General features: G+C 42.6%; 15 protein-coding genes. 11 read left to right on the top strand and 4 right to left on the bottom strand.

Translation table 11 applies throughout. The features are described 5' to 3' along the window. The first annotated feature begins 135 nt into the window (after positions 1 to 135). Positions 136 to 1260: a PQQ-dependent sugar dehydrogenase gene (locus tag ACP2AF_RS13495; protein ID WP_425236676.1), complete on the top strand. Its 1125-nt coding sequence runs from the start codon at positions 136 to 138 to the stop codon at positions 1258 to 1260. 59 nt (positions 1261 to 1319) lie between these two features. Then, positions 1320 to 1724: a c-type cytochrome gene (locus ACP2AF_RS13490; RefSeq protein ID WP_425236675.1), complete on the top strand. Its 405-nt coding sequence runs from the start codon at positions 1320 to 1322 to the stop codon at positions 1722 to 1724. Positions 1725 to 1778: 54 nt separating this feature from the next. Here ACP2AF_RS13490 and murQ read toward each other — a convergent pair whose 3' ends face one another. Together murQ and ACP2AF_RS13480 are read right to left on the bottom strand one after the other, a co-directional pair. After that, entirely contained in the window at positions 1779 to 2588 is an 810-nt protein-coding gene (gene murQ, locus ACP2AF_RS13485) for an N-acetylmuramic acid 6-phosphate etherase (RefSeq protein ID WP_425236674.1), read from the bottom strand. 3 nt (positions 2589 to 2591) lie between these two features. Continuing rightward, positions 2592 to 3341, bottom strand: a complete 750-nt coding sequence (locus ACP2AF_RS13480) for a DeoR/GlpR family DNA-binding transcription regulator (protein ID WP_425236673.1) — start codon at positions 3339 to 3341, stop codon at positions 2592 to 2594. 285 nt (positions 3342 to 3626) lie between these two features. On the opposite strand from ACP2AF_RS13480, the gene nagB reads away from it, so the two are divergent. The 9 genes from nagB to acs all read left to right on the top strand — a co-directional run bounded on the left by nagB (position 3627) and on the right by acs (position 15845). Next, the gene (gene nagB, locus ACP2AF_RS13475) at positions 3627 to 5549 is read left to right on the top strand and encodes a glucosamine-6-phosphate deaminase (RefSeq protein ID WP_425236672.1); all 1923 of its coding nucleotides are present in this window, start codon (positions 3627 to 3629) and stop codon (positions 5547 to 5549) included. Between the two features lie 140 nt (positions 5550 to 5689). Further along, a complete protein-coding gene (locus ACP2AF_RS13470; protein WP_425236671.1) occupies positions 5690 to 7213 on the top strand; it encodes a glycoside hydrolase family 10 protein in 1524 nt (507 codons plus the stop codon). After that, positions 7197 to 8468: an MFS transporter gene (locus ACP2AF_RS13465; RefSeq protein ID WP_425236670.1), complete on the top strand. Its 1272-nt coding sequence runs from the start codon at positions 7197 to 7199 to the stop codon at positions 8466 to 8468. Before ACP2AF_RS13470 ends, ACP2AF_RS13465 begins: the two co-directional genes overlap by 17 nt. Further along, positions 8461 to 10062: a glycoside hydrolase family 3 protein gene (locus ACP2AF_RS13460; RefSeq protein WP_425236669.1), complete on the top strand. Its 1602-nt coding sequence runs from the start codon at positions 8461 to 8463 to the stop codon at positions 10060 to 10062. Before ACP2AF_RS13465 ends, ACP2AF_RS13460 begins: the two co-directional genes overlap by 8 nt. 9 nt (positions 10063 to 10071) lie before the next feature. Beyond that, complete coding sequence (locus tag ACP2AF_RS13455; protein WP_425236668.1) at positions 10072 to 10740, top strand: class I SAM-dependent methyltransferase; 669 nt, start codon at positions 10072 to 10074, stop codon at positions 10738 to 10740. Then, a complete protein-coding gene (locus ACP2AF_RS13450; protein ID WP_425236667.1) occupies positions 10737 to 11819 on the top strand; it encodes an anhydro-N-acetylmuramic acid kinase in 1083 nt (360 codons plus the stop codon). The genes ACP2AF_RS13455 and ACP2AF_RS13450 overlap by 4 nt, the downstream gene beginning before the upstream one ends. 83 nt (positions 11820 to 11902) lie before the next feature. Continuing rightward, entirely contained in the window at positions 11903 to 12163 is a 261-nt protein-coding gene (locus tag ACP2AF_RS13445) for a DUF4212 domain-containing protein (protein WP_425236666.1), read from the top strand. A 27-nt stretch (positions 12164 to 12190) separates the two neighbouring features. Then, positions 12191 to 13903: a sodium:solute symporter family protein gene (locus ACP2AF_RS13440; RefSeq protein ID WP_425236665.1), complete on the top strand. Its 1713-nt coding sequence runs from the start codon at positions 12191 to 12193 to the stop codon at positions 13901 to 13903. A 34-nt stretch (positions 13904 to 13937) separates the two neighbouring features. Beyond that, on the top strand, positions 13938 to 15845 hold the full coding sequence (gene acs, locus ACP2AF_RS13435; RefSeq protein WP_425236664.1) for an acetate--CoA ligase: 1908 nt from the start codon (positions 13938 to 13940) through the stop codon (positions 15843 to 15845). A gap of 103 nt (positions 15846 to 15948) precedes the next feature. Here the strand turns inward: acs and ACP2AF_RS13430 are convergent, their stop codons facing one another. Together ACP2AF_RS13430 and ACP2AF_RS13425 are read right to left on the bottom strand one after the other, a co-directional pair. Further along, entirely contained in the window at positions 15949 to 17169 is a 1221-nt protein-coding gene (locus tag ACP2AF_RS13430) for a multidrug effflux MFS transporter (RefSeq protein ID WP_425236663.1), read from the bottom strand. A gap of 123 nt (positions 17170 to 17292) precedes the next feature. Next, positions 17293 to 18834: an acyl-CoA carboxylase subunit beta gene (locus ACP2AF_RS13425; protein WP_425236662.1), complete on the bottom strand. Its 1542-nt coding sequence runs from the start codon at positions 18832 to 18834 to the stop codon at positions 17293 to 17295. Position 18835: the final 1 nt, after the last annotated feature.

Here is an 18835-nt window from a genome sequence, read left to right as displayed (position 1 = left end):
GGTTAAGTACAGTTTTGGCAAGAATATGCGTGATTTGGGATCAGAATATTCTTTGGTGTAATTGTTTAAACTTATATTTTCTATTTATCTTTAGACAAAATTGATACCTTATAATATTTCTTTTAACGTCAAATTATGAAAAATAGTATTATATACCTGTATTTAATCGTTGTAACGCTCAATTTTTCTTGCGCTCAGGATGCTGAAAATCAGGTAAATGACCCTTCTGAAGTTCCCTTCACGGCCGAACTTTTAATCGATGGACTACAGATTCCATGGGGCATGGCCTTTCTTCCCGACAACAGCATGTTGATTACTGAAAAATCCGGGGAAATAATTCATTTTAAAGATGGAAAAAAGACGGAGATTAAAAACGTTCCAGAGGTATATCAAAGGGGCCAAGGCGGACTATTGGACATAGAACTTCATCCCGATTATGAAAATAATGGATGGCTGTATATCACCTATTCCTCTGAAGAAGGTGAAGATAAGGGAGGCAATACTGCATTGATCAGGGCCAAATTGGGCAACAATGCATTGACTGATATTGACCTGTTGTACAAGGCAGGTCCAAATACTACCAAGGGGCAACATTTTGGCTCCCGTATTGCTTTCGATAATGAGGGATATCTTTATTTTTCGGTAGGTGACCGTGGCAATCGCGATGAAAACCCACAGGATATTAAGCGGGATGGAGGTAAAATCTACCGCCTAAACGATGATGGAAGTATACCTAACGACAACCCTTTTGTAAACACAGATGGTGCCAAAACTGCAGTTTTCAGCTACGGTCATAGAAACCCGCAGGGCCTCACTAAGCATCCGGAAACGGGGCAAATTTGGGATAATGAGCATGGACCTAAAGGAGGCGATGAAATCAATACCCTCAAAAAAGGAGCCAACTTCGGATGGCCGGTAATAACCTACGGTATAAACTATAGCGGTACTCCAATTACGGATAAAACTGAAATGGAGGGCATGGAACAGCCCATACATTATTGGGTACCCAGTATAGGTCCCAGTGGTATGGCTTTTGTTACCACGGATAACTATGGAGGTTGGAAAGGAAGTCTTTTGGTAGGTTCCTTAGCCTTTCAATATTTGGAGCGTTTGGAACTCAATGGCAATAAGGTGGTAAATCGAGAAAAATTAATGGCGGATATAGGCCGTGTTCGGAACGTAAAACAAGGACCGGACGGGTTGATATATGTCTCTGTTGAAGGCAAAGGAATTTACAAACTGGTACCCAAGGGTAGTTGATCTTATTCTTATTTTTCAGATAATACTTTTTGGATGTTTAAAGCCATAACTTTGTTTTCGTGAAATTCCTTCTTTTCATGTATTTTGCCAGCATTGCAGGCCTCTCAATCTTTTTGTTTCAAGATAAGGACTTGAAAGAAAGTATACAGCGGGGAGGCGAAATATATCAGGACTTTTGTATTACCTGCCACCAAGGAGCAGGTGAAGGTGTTGCCAGCACTTTCCCTCCCTTGGCCGGTTCGGATTACTTGTTGACCTACCGGGAAGAAAGTATTCGTGGAATTAAATATGGACAACAGGGTGAACTTATGGTCAATGGTATTACGTACAACAATACCATGCCACCCATGGGACTGGAAGATGAAGAAATTGCCGATGTCATGAATTTTATACTCAATTCATGGGGCAATGCTTCCGATGAAATGGTTACCCCAACAGAAGTTGAGCTGATTTCAGAGGATTAATGTAACACGGCAAATAAGGCCTACAACGATCCATATCTTAAAAAGGCCTTTCTTTTAGCTCTCCTCCTCCAGCGCCTTTTTTACAGAACCATATTTTTCCAATAATTCTTTAGCCTTGTCGTAGTCGACACCCAATCCTTCAGAAACGTATCTGGTGCCTCGATCCACCAACTTGTTATTACTGAGTTGCATATTTACCATCTTGTTTCCCTTCACCCTTCCAATTTTTATCATCAAGGCAGTTGAAATCATGTTCAAGGCCAATTTTTGGGATGTACCACTTTTCATTCGTGTACTTCCAGTTACAAATTCAGGACCCACATTCATTTCAATTGGAATATCCGCTTCCACGGCCAAAGGAGAACCTGGATTGTTCGTTATTCCTGCCGTTAAAATACCATTGGACTTCGCGTCCTGTAAACCACCGATTACATAGGGCGTGGTGCCCGATGCGGCGATACCAACTACAACATCATTCTTGTCAATATCAAAGTCCAAGAGGTCTTTCCAGGCCTGTTGGGTATCATCTTCGGCATGTTCGACTGATTTTCTAATGGCCACATCGCCCCCGGCAATTAGACCAATGACCCGTGTATGTGGCATTCCATAGGTAGGAGGAATCTCAGAAGCGTCCAAAACACCCAATCTACCACTTGTCCCGGCACCAATGTAAAAGAGTCTGCCCCCTTTTAAAAATCTAGCAGCCAGTTCGTCTACCAACTTTGTAATCTGTGGAATGGCCAAAGCAACCGCTTCGGCCACTTTTTGGTCCTCTTTGTTCATATTGGTCAGGATGGATGTCGTATCCATTTGTTCCAAGTGGTCATAATTTGAAGGAGTCTCCGTAATTTTTTTGTATTCCATAGGTTAAAGTATGCGTAAATCGTGGTTTCTAAAAAGGTTCAAAAGATTGTTTTCCGGGTTCAGTTCCGTAATCATGGTATCAATGGCGTTGATATCACATGTTTTATAACGATGTTGGGAATTTAGCTTTTCGGAAATGGACAAAAGTACCGTTTTTTTCGAGGATTTGATCACTGCTTTTTTAACTTGGACAATGTCCCAATCAAATTCGGTCAACCCATAAAGGGAATCAACATAGCCAGTCCCAATGAAGCTATAATCCACCCGGATCTCCGATAAATTATGAATTGTACTGGACCCCACTGAAATTTGACCATCCTTGGAGATTTCACCACCTATGAAAATAACGGTAATACTAGGTTTGGAAATCAATTCCATAGCAACAGGCAGACTAAAGGTAAAACAGGTTAACTGCAGCTTCGCCGGTATCAATCGGGCCAATTCCATACAAGTGGTCCCGCCATCGATGAAAATTACACCTCCATCCTTCAGCAGGGTGACCGCTTTCTCTGCAATTTTGATTTTACGATCAAGTGCATAGACGTTTCCGCTTCGAGTACTGCTACCAATAAATCCCAAGGAAACAGCCCCACCATGGACTTTTCTTAGTTTATTATCCGCGTCAAGTTCCTTAACATCTCTTCGTACGGTATCGATGGAGACATCCAAAATTTCAGCTATATCGGTCAATTGCACTCTGTTGTGCAATTCCACTTCGTTCAATATAGTCCGTTGTCTTTCCTCTTTTAGCATAAAAAACAGGTGCGATTACATTTCATTTGCAAAGATAAGAAATAAAACGACATGCTGTTTTTTACTGTTTTTAGAAACTTTTAAGGTTAATATATCGTAAAATAAGTATTAAATAATGCTAACTATAGCAAAAAACAGCAAAAAAAAGAGCAAAATACCGCAGAGATATTTTTTATTTACTACCTTTGCGACAAAATCAAAATCGCCGGGAAATGTGAGATGTCCTATTGAAGGCAGCAAGCAAAAAAATTGCAAATAAACAGACTTAAAAAATTAATTACTACCATGATAGAAGTCAAAAAAAAGAACATAACCTATAAACCAGCGGGTCAGTTCGAGGAAACACGTTTTGAAAAGATTCATAATGTGATTTTTGAAAGCTCCGACGAAGCTTCCGTAAAGGTAGCGGAGGAAATTGCCGAGTTGATCCGGAAAAAACAATCTAAAGGAAAAGCCTGTGTCTTAGGACTCGCAACGGGGTCTTCCCCAATCCGCGTTTATGATGAACTGGTCCGGATGCATCGAGAAGAAGGCTTAAGCTTTAAAAACGTGATTACCTTTAATTTGGACGAGTATTTGCCGATGGATAAGGAAAATAGGCAGAGCTATTTCCATTTCATGCACGAACAACTGTTTGACCATATAGACATATTGCCCGAGAACATCAACATTCCTGATGGAATGATATCCTCCGAAAGAACCAAGGAATATTGTTTGGCCTATGAACAGAAAATAAGAGAGGCCGGAGGCATCGATTTTCAATTGCTCGGCATTGGTAGAACAGGTCATGTAGGTTTTAACGAACCGGGGTCACACTATAATTCCGGGACCCGAGTAATTACACTAGACCATATTACACGTGTCGATGCGGCTCCCGCATTTCTGGGTATCGATAATGTACCACGTAAGGCCATTACCATGGGAATTGCCACTGTTAGAAGCGCACGAAGAATTGTGCTCTTGGCATGGGGTCAAAACAAAGCTGGTATTATAAAAAAAACCATTGAAGGAGAAATATCTCCTCAAGTTCCGGCAACCTATTTACAAGAACACGAGAACTGCACGTTTGTTTTGGATAAAGCTGCGGGTAGCGAGCTCACTAGGAATAAGACACCTTGGCTAGTGGATGAGTCACTGGATTGGACAGATGACCTCACCGCCAAGGCCGTAGTCTGGTTGTGTAGTACTGTAGACAAGTCAATCCTTCACCTTACGGATAAGGACTACAATGATAACGGCATGTCTGGCCTATTGGCCCAAGAGGACTCCTATGACCTAAACATACGCATGTTCAACCGGCTTCAACATACTATTACCGGATGGCCAGGGGGCAAACCTGATGCTGATGATACCAAAAGGCCAGAGCGGGCCAAGCCGGCTAAAAAAAGGGTCATCATCTTTAGTCCGCACCCCGATGACGATGTTATTTCCATGGGTGGGACCTTTGATCGATTGGTTGACCAAGGCCATGAGGTACATGTAGCGTACCAGACCTCCGGCAACATTGCAGTTTCTGACAAGGATGCCTTACGATATGCCGAGATTTCCAAAAGAATATCACCCTCCCATGAGGCACAGACCATTATCGACACCATCAAGTCCAAAAAAGAAAGTAGCATCGACTCTTTGGAGGTGAGAAAATTGAAAGGTAATATCAGAAGGGGCGAATCCTATGCTGCTACGCGTTATTTAGGCTTGGAGGACTCGAATGTCCATTTTTTAGATTTACCGTTCTATGAGACGGGAACCATCAAAAAAAATAGTTTATCCGAAGAGGATATTAAAATTATGATGGATATCATTAAGACTGTGGAGCCGCACCAGATGTATGCGGCAGGGGACTTGGCCGACCCACACGGTACTCATAAAGTCTGTTTGGATGCGGTTTTCGAGGCTATGGCAAGACTAAAATCAGAGTCTTTCATGGAGAATTGCTGGTTATGGCTGTATCGGGGTGCTTGGCATGAATGGGATGTGGACCAAATTGAAATGGCCGTTCCTCTGAGTCCTGATCAAGTGCTCCGGAAACGTAACGCCATATTTTGTCATCAATCGCAGAAGGATGGTGTTATGTTCCAAGGCGAGGACTCCAGAGAGTTTTGGATGCGTGCGGAAGAGCGCAATAAAGATACCGCTGCAAAATATAATGCCTTGGGTCTAGCGGATTATGCAGCCATGGAGGCCTTTGTCCGATATAAGTTAGAATAGGGCCTCTAGGCGTTAAGCCTAAAATTGTTTTTTGTCATTCCGGGTAAAGAGGGATTCTTTTACGTGTTTAGCCATGTGTAAAAATTCCCGACTATATTCGGAATGACAATTTCGTTTACTAAATCTTTCGAAAAACCATAATGCCAGGAAAACCATATTTTCTTCTAATTCTAGTATTGGCGACCTCCTGTAGTATCTTCAAACCCATCCCTCAACCTAAAAGGGAGTTCCGAGGTTTTTGGGTCGCAACCGTGGTCAATATAGACTGGCCCAAAAGCGGTAAGGATTCCTTGGAAAAACAAAAGGCAGACTACTTGGACATTTTGGAATTTTACCAGAATATGTCCTTCAATGCCGCAATTGTACAAATTAGGGCAGCCGGTGATGCCTTTTATGATTCAGAGCACGCGCCCTGGTCTCGTTTTTTAACAGGCCAGGAGGGCAAAGCCCCCGGCATTGATGTATTGGAATGGATGATAGACGAAACCCATAAACGGGGAATGGAGTTTCACGCTTGGCTCAACCCATACCGTGCCACTTTTGATCTTAATACTGAAATCCTGAGTCCCATTCATGACTATTATTTGCATCCAGAATGGATGATTGGGTATGGCAAAAAGTTTTATTATGATCCAGGTTTGCCGCAAGTACGCAAACATTTGGTGTCTATTATGGAAGAACTAATCACAAACTACGAAATTGATGCAATCCATTTTGACGATTATTTTTATCCCTACAAAGTTAAAGATGAAGTTTTTGACGATTCACTTTCATATGCCTCCAATCACCTTGCCAACCAATCACTGGAAGATTGGCGACGAAGTAATGTAGATTCCCTCGTTAAAAATGTTCACCGGTCCATAAAATCCAAAAAGCCTTGGGTGCAATTTGGTATAAGTCCTTTTGGGGTATGGAAAAACAATTCGACCGACCCTAAAGGCTCGGATACCAAGGCGGGACAAACCACTTATGAAGATTTATACGCGGATCCATTACTTTGGATGGAAAAAGGTTGGCTAGACTATTTGGTCCCCCAGGTGTATTGGAGCATGAATCTTCCGGTAGCATCACATCACAAGATCGTAGATTGGTGGTCCCATAATACCAGAAATACAAATCTCTACATCGGAAATGGAGCATACAAAATCCGAAATAATAGTGATTCCTCTTGGGATCGAAAGAAAGAACTACCCGATCAGTTGAAATTGGCACGTATAAATGAGGCTGTTGAAGGAAACGTGTTTTTCAGTGCTAAAAGCCTGATGCAAAATAACTCTGACGTAGTAGAATATCTCAAAAAGAAATATTATAACTTGGATGCACTTACTCCAATTTCACCATGGGCAGATAGTACTCCCCCGGATGAAGTAAATATGGTTTCTGTTCATAATGAGAAGGATGTCATACGGATACGCTTAAATAACCCTGAAGTATATCCATATGCTTTGTGTTATGCATCTGGAAAAAAAGTAAAATCGGATTATCCGATAAAAAAGTTGTTGGCCAAGATTTATCTAGGCACTAAAGATCAAATAGAAATCGGAAAGAAACTGGTACAAGGCAGAAAGCACATCGCACTCACCTTTCTTGATAAATTTGGTAGGGAAAGCGAACCGATTGTCATACATTTAAACCAAACTGACCCATATGATTCAAAAAGATAAAAGGGCCTGGGCCTGGGTGCCCTTTTTATACTTCACTCAAGGCCTTCCCTATGTCATTGTGGTAACGGTATCAGTAATCATGTATAAGAAACTGGGCATTAGCAATGATGATATTGGTCTGTATACCAGTTTGTTGTATTTACCCTGGGTGCTAAAGCCTTTGTGGAGCCCGTTTGTTGATCTAAAGAGTACCAAACGGAATTGGTTTTTGGCCATGCAATTGGTCATCGCATTGGCCCTTTTTGGTGTAGGCCTCAGTTTACCGACCAATTTGTTCTTTGTAACCACCTTAGCCTGTTTTTGGATGGCGGCCTTTGCCTCGGCCACCAATGATATTGCCTCGGACGGTTATTATATGATTGGACTTAGCGAAAAAAAACAGTCCTTTTTTGTAGGTATACGTAGTACTTTTTATCGGCTGGCCATGGTTACTGGCGAAGGACTTATAGTGATTCTGGCCGGTTTTTTGGAAAACCATTATGGAGACAATACCAAGGCATGGAGCATTACCATGACAGCAACTGCTTTCTTAATGCTGGCACTGACCGCTTCCAATTTTTTTGTTACTCCTAAATATGAATCCTCTTCTTCCATAACCCTTGATAAACCCAAAGGGTTTTTGGAAGTATTCATATCTTTTTTTAAAAAACCGAATATCGGCATTGCTTTGGCTTTTATACTCACCTATCGATTAGGAGAGTCACAATTAGTAAAAATGGCCGCTCCCTTCTTACTGGACCCTCCGGAAAAGGGAGGTCTGGGATATTCAACCGAGTTACTGGGTACCATTTTCGGAACGGTTGGCGTAATAATGCTTTCCATAGGTGGAATTTTAGGCGGAATCCTTATTTCACGGGATGGCTTAAAAAAATGGATGCTTCCCATGGTACTTTCGTTAAACGTTCCAAATATACTGTACGCCATTTTGGCCCTGACCCAAACCGATCATATTGTTGCCGTAACGGCCACTGTGGTGTTTGAGAAATTTGGTTATGGATTTGGTTTTGCAGCCTTCCTCATGTATCTCATCTATATAGCCGAAGGAAAATCCAAGACTTCCCATTATGCCATCGCCACGGGATTTATGGCATTGGGAATGATGCTTCCAGGAATGCTTAGTGGCTACATGCAGAGTTGGTTAGGGTATGGTGGGTTCTTTATCTGGGTGGTCCTCGCTGCATTGCCCGCATTATTTCTATTACGCTATATCAAATACCCTGCTGACTATGGCAAAAAAACGGCCGGAAATGAGTAAGACAAGTATCCAAAAATGGGGTTCCACTCCACTCTCACAGGCCGAAAAAATCGCTCAGTTGTTTATGCCTGCGGCTTTCATCAACGATTCGGAAGTCGAAATTCAAAAATTGGAAAAGCTGATTAAAGAGCATGCTATCGGTGGACTTTGTTTTTTCCACAGCCGGGCCAGCGCAGCTACCAATTACGAAGGCAAAAAGGAAGTAATCTACAACAAACGTAGCTTTGACACCCTGAAGGGGCTTATTGATCGGTATCAAAAGATAGCAAAATATCCCTTGCTTATTGCTATCGACGCCGAATGGGGGCTTGCCATGCGAATCGAGGATACTCCACAATACCCCTATGCCATTACCCTTGGCGCCATTCAGGATAATAACGATCTCATATATGAAGTCGGGCGAAATATAGCTCAGGACTGTAAGGCAGCGGGCATTCACTGGAATTTGGCCCCTGTAACGGACATAAACAACAATCCGGACAATCCGGTAATTGGGTATCGTTCGTTTGGGGAAAACAAGGATTCGGTCCTACAAAAGGCTCTTGCTTTTATAAAAGGCTCACAGAGTGAGGGTGTGCTGACCAGTATAAAACATTTTCCAGGCCATGGGGATACTGCTGTTGATTCCCATTTGGGACTGCCATTAATCGACAAGTCGAAGCAAGAACTTCTTGAAAATGAATTATATCCCTTTCAAAAATTAATTGATGAAGGAGTTGATTCGGTGATGGTGGGTCACCTATCCATTCCGGCTTTGGCAAATGGCAAACGCATTTCGTCAAGCATATCCAAAGACATCATTAAAGGATTGCTTCGGGAAGAAATGGGATTTGATGGTATTATTATTTCGGATGCGTTGAATATGCATGCCGTTTCCAAAAACTATACTAAAAAAGGAGAATTGGAGTGGTTAGCCTTCGATGCCGGCAATGACGTCCTTTGTTTTGCCGAACATCCCAAAGAGGGAATCGAAACCATCCTGAAAAATGCTGCTCCCCATCAAATTGAAGAAAGTTTTGAACGTATCTGGGAGCTTAAAAAGAAGGTTTTCGCAGTCCAAGAAATGGGTTCAAATTCAGAACTTGAAGACAGCAATGAACTCAACATAAAATTAGCCAAGCAAAGCCTGACTCTTTTCAAAGGAACAAGAACTAAAATATCAAAATTCAAGAAGGAAAGTTTTTTGGGTATTGGAATATCCCGTTCGACGGATAATTCATTTTTTAAGACTATTCATAAAAGTAAACCATTTGATTCCCGAACTTTCTCCAAAGCCGACTGGATGGACAGTTCGGAATTTATGGAAACCGAAAAGAATATCCTTTTGGCCCTGTTTCCGCCTCAAATTAAGCCTGTTAACAAATTCGGGTTTACGGAGAAAGAACTTCAAATCGTAAACAGGCTAATAACCACAAAAAACACTGTACTGTATTTATTTGGCAATCCATATGTTTTAAATCATATAGACTACGAAAATGCAAGTGCCGTAGTAATGGTTTATCAAGATTTTGAGTTGTTTCAGAACGTGGCTGCGGAACATTTTCTGAGCAAAATCAAAGCAAAGGGGAAACTCCCCATATCCGTTAAAAAGTGATTTTGGTATATGGGTAAAAATAAAGGAGTCATAATATCCTGGAATGAAAATGCAGAAGAATGGATAAGGGTTATTGACGAATCAAAAATTCAGTCGCGCAGATTTACCAACCAAGCTATTGTCCAAACTCTCCGTAACATTAATGCGTCGAAATTTTTGGATGTGGGTTGTGGTGAAGGATGGTTGACCAGGGAGATTTCAGGAATGGGCAAAACCGCAATTGGAATAGACGCCATACCGGCATTATTGGAAAATGCCCGCAAGAAGGGCCCAGGCACTTATCATTGTATGAGTTATGAAGAAATCATAGCCAAAAAACCAGTTCCGGAAATGCCTTTTGATGTCCTTATTTTTAATTTTTGTCTGTATGGGAAAGACGGATTGGTCCCTCTTTTAAGTCAATCAAGGAAAATATTGGAGGAAAGTGGAAAGATGGTCATACAAACTCTGCACCCTTTTTATTTGCTTCAACAAGGGTTGGAATATAAAAGCCAGTGGATAGAGAATGCGTGGGAAGGGCTTCCAGGTAATTTTACAAATGGACACGCCTGGTACGCCCGTACACTGGAAGATTGGATGCTGGTCATTAATAAGTGCGGGATGAAAGTTATTGGACTGACCGAGGTAACCGATCAAAACAAAAAACCAATATCCATGATTTTAACACTTCAGAAATGAAAAATACGATGTACAGGATCATAGGTCTCATGTCCGGAACCTCATTGGACGGACTTGACTTGGCCTTTTGCCATATGTATGAACAAGGAGGCCATTGGAAATTTGAAGTCAGGGAAACCCAAAGTATTTCCTATACCGTGGAAATGAAATCCAAACTAAAGGATTCCATTCATCTTTCAGCTGAGGAACTCTTGGTATTACACAATGCGTATGGCACTTGGTTGGGAGAACAGGCCCAATCTTTTATCAATGAGTTTAATCTGGATGTTGATGCAATTGCCAGTCATGGACACACTACCCATCATAAACCAGAAATGGAACTTACCTTTCAAATTGGCTCTGGGCAACATTTGGCCAATGCCTGTGGCCATCAGGTGATTTGCGATTTTAGGACCAATGATGTGTCCATTGGCGGTCAGGGAGCTCCCCTTGTTCCAATTGGCGACCGGCTTTTTTTTGGGCAATATGACTTTTGCCTGAACTTGGGGGGTATCAGCAATGTCTCCTTTGAAAAAAATGGAAAGCGCATAGCTTATGATATCGGCCAGGCAAACATGGTTTTAAACCACATTACACAGAAAATTGGATTGAATTATGATGCCGGAGGGGAACTGGCACGTAAAGGCGCATTAAACCCTAAGATGCTCCAAGAGCTTAATGCGTTGGAGTACTATGGGCTACCACATCCTAAATCTACGGGTTATGAATGGTTTATAGAAAAAATTGTCCCTATAGTGGATGCAACTGAAGATAGTATTGAAAATCTTTTGCACACGGCCATTCATCATAACTGCCATCAAATTGCAAACCAGATTCATTTGAATAAAACCAAAAAAGACAATACCCTTTTTGTAACCGGAGGCGGTGCCCTAAATACCTTTTTTATTGAAGAATTGCAAGCTCAGTTGGGCAATGACATCGAAGTAGTTATACCTTCAAAAAAACTGGTAGAGTTCAAGGAAGCCCTGGTATTTGCGTTGATGGGTGTGTTGCGATTAAGAAACGAAACGAATGTATTGGGTTCGGTTACTGGAGCCATACAGGACTCTTCAAGCGGTGTAGTTTACCTACCTTGTTAGCATATGAAACATACAAACCAAATAGACTCATGAATTTATTCGCAAATTCTTATATTGATGCGCCATATTAAATAGAATTGACTATGACCAAAAAACAGCAAAAGGCTTCAGCTTATTGGAAAGAAAATGTAAAATATCTCTTTATTCTACTGTCCATTTGGTTTCTGGTTTCCTATGGCGCAGGAATTTTATTTAAAGATGTGCTCGATAACATTCAAATCGGAGGATTTAAACTCGGTTTTTGGTTCGCACAGCAAGGATCCATTTACATCTTTGTCATCCTCATTTTCGTCTATGTACGATTGATGAATAAATTGGATAAAAAATACGGATACGATACCTGATCCTAACCAACCTAAACTTTAAAAATTATGAGTGTTCAAGTATGGACGTATGTTTTAGTGGGAATCACATTTGCCTTGTATATTGGTATTGCCATTTGGTCCCGGGCGGGATCTACCAAGGATTTTTATGTTGCCGGGGGCGGAGTATCCCCTCTTGCGAACGGAATGGCCACCGCAGCGGATTGGATGTCCGCGGCATCTTTCATTTCCATGGCCGGGATTATTGCCTTTGCAGGGTATGACGGCTCGGTTTACCTTATGGGATGGACAGGCGGTTACGTACTTCTTGCGTTGCTGCTAGCTCCATATTTACGGAAGTTTGGAAAATTCACCGTCCCCGACTTTATTGGAGATCGATACTATTCAAAGACCGCCCGTATCGTGGCGGTTATTTGCGCCCTTATCGTCTCCTTTACGTATGTGGCGGGACAAATGCGAGGTGTAGGTGTTGTCTTTTCCCGTTTTTTGGAAGTGGATATCAATACGGGAGTGGTTATAGGTATGGTGATTGTACTCTTTTATGCCGTTTTAGGTGGAATGAAGGGCATTACCTATACCCAAGTCGCGCAATATTGCGTACTAATTTTTGCCTTTATGGTGCCTGCCATTTTTATTTCCATTCAAATGACGGGAAACCCCATTCCCCAATTGGGTATGGGATCTAAATTGAATGATGGCTCCGGACTATATCTCTTGGAAAAATTGAATGGACTCTCCACGGAATTAGGGTTTGCTGAATATACTGAAGGTAAAAAATCAATTACTGATGTGTTTATGATCACACTGGCTTTGATGGTAGGCACTGCCGGGCTTCCCCATGTTATTGTACGCTTCTTCACTGTAAAACGCGTAAAGGATGCACGAAAATCCGCGGGATTGGCATTACTTCTTATTGCAATCCTATATACTACTGCTCCCGCCGTATCGGTATTCGCCAAAACCAACCTTATAAATACGGTGAATGAGGAAGCGTACCAGAACATGCCGGTTTGGTTCAAGAATTGGGAAGGAACGGGATTATTGACGTTCAACGATAAAAACCAGGATGGAAGAATTCAGTATGTTGCCGATAAAGAAATCAACGAATTGGTCATTGACAACGATATTATGGTATTGGCCAATCCGGAAATAGCAGATCTCCCCGCTTGGGTAATCGCCCTTGTTGCAGCCGGAGGTTTGGCAGCGGCACTTTCTACGGCAGCTGGACTGCTTTTGGTGATTTCATCCTCTGTTTCCCATGATCTGATTAAAAAAGTGTTTCTCCCTAATATCTCGGATAAAGGGGAGCTTTGGGCCGCCCGTGGCGCCGCAACGATTGCTGTGGTAATCGCCGGTTATTTTGGTATTAATCCACCCGGATTTGTTGCCGCCGTAGTGGCCTTGGCCTTTGGGCTGGCAGCCGCCTCTTTCTTCCCTGCCATTGTTTTGGGCATATTTTATAAAAAGATGAATAAAGAAGGTGCAATCGCAGGTATGGTGGTCGGTATTTCCTTAATGTTGTTCTATATGCTCAAATTCAAGTTTGGGATTTTTGACGGGGGAAAAGCTGCAGTACCCGGTCTTGAAAAAGATTGGTGGTTCGGCATTTCTCCGGAAGGTTTTGGAAGTGTGGCCATGGTGGTCAACTTTATCGTCTCTATAGTTATCAATAAGTTTACACCCGAACCCCCACAGGAGGTCCAAGAAATTGTTGAGGATATTAGGATACCTAGTGGTGCCGGAGAAGCTTCCAGTCACTAAATTTTGTTATTTTTAAAAGAAATCTAAAGTACGCATGAGCAATTATCACATTAAGCATTTAGAGGAATATTATCAAGTATATCGAAAATCCACACGTAACCCAGAAGGGTTTTGGGAAGAGATTGCAGAAGAACATTTTGTGTGGCGAAAAAAATGGGACAATGTATTGCATTGGGATTTTAAAAAGCCCGAGGTTAAATGGTTTGATGGCGCCAAATTGAACATTACGGAAAACTGTATCGATAGACATTTGCCAACGCGAGGTGACAAGACCGCTATCCTTTTTGAACCTAACGATCCTAATGAAGAAGCCGAACATATAACCTATCGGCAACTGCACAAAAGGGTCAGTAAAATGGCCTATGTACTCAAGGAAAAGGGTATTCAAAAAGGAGATCGAGTCTGTATTTATCTCCCTATGATACCAGAATTGGCCATAGCGCTCCTGGCCTGCGCGCGCATTGGCGCAATTCATTCCGTAGTATTTGCCGGATTCTCGGCCAACGCCCTTTCCACCAGAATCAACGACTCGGATTGTAAAATGGTCATTACTTCGGATGGTTCTTACCGCGGGGCCAAGACGATAGATCTAAAGGGTATTGTGGATAAGGCTTTGGAGGATTGCCCAAGTGTAGAAACGGTTTTGGTGGTGAAGCGGATAGAGAGTGAAATTCCTATGAAAAAAAATCGGGATTATTGGATACAACCCCTTTTGGATGAAGCCTATGGCGATTTGGTAGCCGAAATTATGGATGCGGAAGACCCTTTGTTTATCCTTTATACTTCCGGCTCCACTGGAAAACCCAAAGGAATGGTACACACCTGTGGTGGTTATATGGTATATACCGCGTATACCTTTAAAAATATCTTTCAATACAAAGAGGACGATGTATTCTGGTGCACGGCGGATATTGGATGGATTACCGGTCACTCCTACATTCTTTATGGGCCCTTGGCCAATGGTGCTACTACGGTTATGTTTGAGGGGGTTCCCTCCTACCCGGATTTTGGCCGCTTTTGGGAAATTGTACAAAAACACAAAGTGAACCAGTTTTATACCGCACCAACGGCCATAAGAGCCTTGGCCAAGGAAAATCTGGACTTCGTGGAAAAATACGACTTAAGTAGTCTAAAAGTATTGGGTTCCGTTGGTGAACCCATTAACGAGGAAGCTTGGCACTGGTATAACAACAATGTGGGCAAAAAACATAGTCCCATCGTGGATACCTGGTGGCAAACGGAAACCGGAGGAATCATGATTTCTCCCATTCCATATGTTACGCCCACTACCCCCACATATGCAACACTACCTTTCATAGGGATACAACCCGCATTAATGGATGAGGAGGGGAAAGAAATCCAGGGCAATCAGGTTGATGGTAGGCTGTGTATCAAATTCCCATGGCCTTCCATGGCCCGTACCATTTGGGGAAATCATGACCGCTATCGGGATACCTATTTTTCTGCTTATGAAAACAAATACTTTACGGGCGATGGTGCCCATAGGGACGCTGTGGGGTATTATCGTATCACCGGTCGGGTAGATGATGTTATCATTGTTTCGGGCCATAACTTGGGAACAGCCCCCATAGAAGATTCCATTAACGAACACCCAGCGGTGGCAGAATCTGCAATTGTGGGCTTCCCCCATGATGTAAAAGGGAACGCCCTCTATGGATATGTAATGCTTAAAGAGACCGGGGAAAGTAGAGACAAGGACAATGTACGTAAGGAAATCAATCAACAGATTACGGAACAGATTGGTCCTATTGCAAAACTGGATAAAATTCAATTTGTATCCGGCCTTCCCAAAACGCGAAGTGGTAAAATTATGCGGCGAATACTGCGCAAGATAGCCAGCAAGGAGACCTCTAATTTGGGAGATACCAGTACACTTTTGAATCCTGAGGTAGTGGACGAGATTATGGAGAATGTGCTTTGATCAAAAAGCCATAAACGACTAGGAACACAAGATGAAATATCTTCGACTGCCTGCCCGACAAAGTCATTCAGGCGGGTGTTCAGACGGATAACCAAGTGTAGGTTCATCGGCTCAATCCCCGGGCAACTATGCCCCGGGGTTTTCGTACCCAAAGCATAATCCCAAGTGAGACCAATCCACAAATTCCCAAACCTGCGAATAGCGGCCAAACCGAATCCACAACAAAGCCGCCTATATAGGTGGCAATAGGTATGGCCAAGAGTGTTGAAACAAAACCATTGATTGCTGCAGCTATTCCAGCAATATGTCCAACCGGTTCCATGGCTATGGAACGGAAATTCCCCCATAAAAATCCTAAACAGAAAAATTGAAAGGATAAAAAAGCGACCAGGACGAAAACTCCTGGATTTGGTTTGTTCCAAAAAATAAAGACATAAAGCAGGGCAATTGCACAAAATGCCATAAGGGCCATAAGTGCTAATTTTCGCATGCCGAATCGAACCACCAAGGCCCCGTTTAGGAATGTAGCCAAACCTATGGAAATGGCCAAACCGGCAAAAATATAAGGAAAGGCATCCTTTAGGCCATATTGTGACTCAAATATTTGTTGGGACGCACTTAGGTATACCAAAAACGCACCGGTAACCAAACCTGAAGTAAACGTAAAGGCAATGGTTTCCCGAAATTTTAAAAACTCCCTTAAGCCATCAACAAAAACATGATTGGAGAAAGGGATTTTATATTCCGGTTTTAGAGTTTCCGGTTGACGTTTCCAAAACCATATGGCTACAACCAGCGCGAAAAACAGCTGTATATAGAAGATAGCTTCCCACCCAAACGCATCCAGTATCCACTTTCCAATGGCCGGTGCTACTATGGGCACTAAAATAAAAAAGGCGGTGACAAAGGACATCACCCTTGCCATATAATCCCCTTTATAGGTGTCACGGATAATGGATATAGCGATTGTTCTAGGTGCTGAAAGTCCAACACCTTGCAAGATTCGACCCAAAACCATAATTTCCAACGAAGGAGCCATAACGCAGACCACACTCGCAATGGCGAAGAGGGTAAAACCGATATAAACTACAGGCTTACGACCATAACAATCCGACAATGGACCAAAAAACAATTGACCAACCCCCAGGCCTAAAAATATCATGGTGATGAGCAACTGGTTGTCCGTCGCATTAAAGCTCTTAATGGACTCTCCAATTTCCGAAATAGCCGGTAACAACGCATCGATGGCCAAGGCCACAATGGACATCAAAGAAGCCATTAGGACCAAAAACTCAAAATCAGGTTTTTCGGGTTTATTTTGCATTGGGCAAAAGTAGGTATATGCCTTTTATTGAAGCTTAAAAAGCATTTGAATTTTCTGTTAAATTGAAAAAAGGCCCCGAAGGTTTATTACCTCCGGGGCCTCAAATCTCGAAATAAACCATGATTACAAGGGAATATTCCCATGTTTTTTCTTAGGTGATTCCACAACCTTTTTTTCTAACATTGCAAAGGTTTTTATCAATTTTCGTCGAGTATTTTTGGGAAGGATAACCTCATCGATAAAGCCTCGTCTGGCCGCCCTATAAGGGTTAGCAAACTTATCCGCATATTCCGCTTCTTTCTCCGCCAATTTTTTGGCAGGATCATCCGCGGCCATGATTTCCCTTCTAAAAATAATCTCACTGGCACCCTTGGCACCCATTACCGCAATTTCGGCGGTAGGCCAGGCATAGTTGAAATCGGCTCCTATATGCTTGGAGTTCATTACGTCATAGGCTCCGCCATATGCCTTTCGGGTTATAACCGTAACCCTCGGTACAGTGGCCTCGCTAAAGGCGTAGAGCAATTTTGCTCCATGGACAATAATCCCGTTCCATTCCTGATCGGTTCCCGGTAAGAATCCCGGAACATCTTCCAACACCAACATCGGAATATTGAAAGAGTCGCAGAAGCGAACAAAACGCGATGCCTTTCGAGAACTCTTAACGCCTAGAACACCGGCAAGGAACATCGGCTGATTCGCGATGATTCCGATACTACGACCACCCAATCTGGCAAAACCTACAATGATGTTCTCCGCGTAATCCTTATGGATTTCATAGAACGAATCCTCGTCGATAATACCATTGATCACATCGTGCATGTCATAAGGTTTGTTGGGATTGTCCGGAATAATGTCCGTGAGCACATCACGAACTTCATCCTTCAAATGGAACGGTAATTTTTCCGGAGTTTCCTTATTGCTTTGTGGTAAATAGCTCAACAACTTCTTAACATCCTCCAAACAGGCCACATCATTAGTGGAGGTCTTATGGGCCACTCCGGATTTCATGGCATGGGTGGTAGCCCCTCCGAGTTCCTCTGCGGTCACCTCTTCGTTTGTCACCGTTTTTACCACATTGGGCCCGGTAACAAACATATAACTTGTCTGTTCTACCATAATCGTAAAGTCTGTCATGGCCGGTGAATATACAGCACCTCCAGCACAGGGACCCATAATTGCGGAAATCTGTGGTACCACCCCTGAAGCTTGCACATTCCTAAAGAAAATATCCGCATATCCGCCTAAGGATTTTACACCTTCCTGAATCCGGGCCCCACCGGAATCATTAAGTCCTATAACGGGAGCCCCTACTTTCATGGCCAGGTCCATTACCTTGCATATTTTTTCAGCGTGGGTCTCGGACAAAGCTCCGCCGAAAACAGTAAAATCCTGAGCATAAACGTACACCAATCGTCCATTAATGGTTCCATATCCAGTAACTACCCCATCGCCAAAATAAATCTCCTTGTCCATTCCGAAATCTGTGGTACGGTGTGTTACCAAAACCCCAGTCTCCTCGAACGACCCTTCGTCCAATAGATAGTTTATCCGCTCCCTTGCGGTAAGCTTTTTCTTTTGGTGTTGTTTATCTATCCGTTTTTGACCACCACCTAAATGTGCGAGGGCCACTCTTTCTTGCAACTTTTCCAATTTTGGATCCATA

The organism is Ulvibacterium sp. (assembly GCF_965248315.1).
Taxonomy (GTDB): Bacteria; Bacteroidota; Bacteroidia; order Flavobacteriales; family Flavobacteriaceae; genus Ulvibacterium.
The sequence above is the reverse complement of the archived record's forward strand: the minus strand, read 5'-3'. Positions and strand labels throughout refer to the sequence as shown.